This is a genomic window from Skermanella sp., from assembly GCF_059503625.1.
The window spans coordinates 1-2150 of the sequence record NZ_JCACHA010000499.1 but is presented as its reverse complement, the minus strand read 5'-3'; the positions used below and the strand labels follow the sequence as shown (position 1 = coordinate 2150).

At 64.7% G+C, this 2150-nt stretch carries 3 protein-coding genes; all 3 read left to right on the top strand.

The features are described from left to right. On the top strand, window positions 1-537 hold a 537-nt coding region (locus AC5JJ6_RS10815), incomplete at its 5' end, for an ABC transporter permease subunit (RefSeq protein WP_496042039.1). A 5-nt stretch (window positions 538-542) separates the two neighbouring features. After that, window positions 543-1385: a phosphate ABC transporter permease PstA gene (gene pstA / locus AC5JJ6_RS10810; protein WP_496042038.1), complete on the top strand. Its 843-nt coding sequence runs from the start codon at window positions 543-545 to the stop codon at window positions 1383-1385. Between the two features lie 5 nt (window positions 1386-1390). After that, window positions 1391-2150, top strand: a 760-nt coding sequence (locus tag AC5JJ6_RS10805) for a phosphate ABC transporter ATP-binding protein (RefSeq protein ID WP_496042037.1), incomplete at its 3' end; no start/stop codon positions are given.

The window sequence follows — 2150 nt, the reverse complement described above, 5'->3', positions numbered from 1 at the left end:
CAGCAGACGCTCCAGCCTTTCCTGATCGACACCGTCGGCCAGCTTCCCCTGATCGGCCACATCTTCGCCGGGCCGCCCTACGGCATCGGCATCTTCACCGCCGGCCTGATCCTCGGGATCATGGTGCTGCCCTTCATCACCGCGATCATGCGCGACGTCTTCGAGACGGTGCCGCCGATGGTCAAGGAATCGGCCTACGGGCTGGGCGCCACGACCTGGGAAGTCGTCTGGAAGGTGGTGCTGCCCTATACCCGCGTCGGCGTCATCGGCGGCATCATGCTCGGCCTTGGCCGGGCGCTGGGCGAGACCATGGCCGTCACGTTCGTCATCGGTAACGCCCACAGGATCGGCAAGACTCTGATGGCTCCCGGGACGACGATATCGGCGGCGATCGCCAACGAGTTCAACGAGGCCGTGGGCGAGCTTTACATATCGTCGCTGATAGCGCTGGGCCTGATCCTGTTCTTCATCACCTTCGCCGTCCTGGCGATCGCCAAGATCATGCTGATGCGGATGCAGAAGCGGGCAGGGGGCTGACCGTCATGAATCTCTACGCACGCCGCCGTCTCACCAGCCGCATCGCCCTGGGATTCTCCATGGCAGCGGCGGCCTTCGGCCTGTTCTGGCTCGTCGCCATCCTGTGGACGCTGTTCTACAACGGCCTGACCGCCCTGGGCGCCGACATCTTCACGCTCAGCACGCCGCCGCCCGGCATCGCCGGCGGTCTGCTCAACGCGATCTACGGCAGCTTCATCATGACCCTGCTGGCGACGCTGATCGGGACGCCCATCGGCATCATGGCAGGGACGTATCTGGCGGAATACTCACGCGGGAACGCGTTGGGGCAGACGATCCGCTTCATCAACGACATCCTGCTGAGCGCACCGTCCATCATCATCGGCCTGTTCATCTACGGCGTGATGGTCGTGCCGATGGGCCACTTCTCGGCTTGGGCCGGCGCCGTCGCCTTGTCGGTCATCGTCATCCCGGTGGTGGTTCGGACGACGGAGGACATGCTGAACCTCGTGCCGGCCAGCCTGCGCGAAGCGGCCGCCGCCCTGGGGGCGCCCCGCTGGAAGGTGATCGTGCTGATCGCCTACCGCGCCGCGCGCAGCGGCATGATCACCGGCGTCCTGCTGGCCGTCGCCCGCATCAGCGGCGAAACGGCGCCGCTGCTGTTCACCGCGCTCAGCAACCAGTTCTGGAGCACCGACATGAACGCGCCGATGGCGAACCTGCCGGTCGTCATCTTCCGCTTCGCGCTCAGCCCCTACCAGGACTGGCAGGATCTCGCTTGGGCCGGTGCCCTGCTGATCACCGTCACGATCCTTATCATCAACATCACCGCCCGCCTGCTGGCGGGGCTCGGCTCCAAAGGACGCTGACGACAATGCAGAAGAATGTCCGCTCCTACGTGACCACCGGTTCGACGGCCGGTAAGTCGGCCAGTTCGTCGGCCGGTGCGCTGCCCGTCGGCGCAGCACAGGCCGGCGAACTGACGGAGAAGATGTCGATCCGGAACGTCAGCTTCTTCTACGGTCAGTTCGAAGCTCTCAAGAGCATCTCGGTTCCGCTGTACGACCGCAAGGTCACGGCTTTCATCGGTCCGAGCGGATGCGGCAAGTCCACCCTGCTGCGCATCCTGAACAGGATCTACGACCTCTACCCGAAGCAGCGGGCGAGCGGTGAAGTCCTGCTCGACGGCCAGAACATCCTGGAGCCCGGCATCGATCTCAATCTGCTGCGGGCCAAGGTCGGCATGGTCTTCCAGAAGCCGACGCCTTTCCCGCTGACGATCTACGACAACATCGCTTTCGGCATCCGCCTCTACGAGCGGCTGCCGCGCGACGAGATGGACGCTCGTGTCGAGCAGGCCTTGCGCCGGGCGGCCTTGTGGAACGAGGTCAAGGACAAGCTGAACCAGAGCGGGCTGAGCCTTTCGGGCGGTCAGCAGCAGCGCCTGTGCATCGCGCGCGCCATCGCGGTTAATCCGTCTGTACTGTTGATGGACGAGCCGGCCTCGGCGCTCGACCCGATCTCGACGTCGAAGATCGAGGAGCTGATCGACGAGCTGAAGAACGAGTACTGCATCTGCATCGTCACCCACAACATGCAGCAGGCGGCCCGCGCCTCCGACTTCACCGCCTTCA

What these genes read in the sequence shown, in the direction of transcription:
- pstA (WP_496042038.1), top strand. Translation starts at nt 543, where the DNA reads ATGAATCTCTACGCACGCCGCCGTCTCACCAGCCGCATCGCCCTGGGA.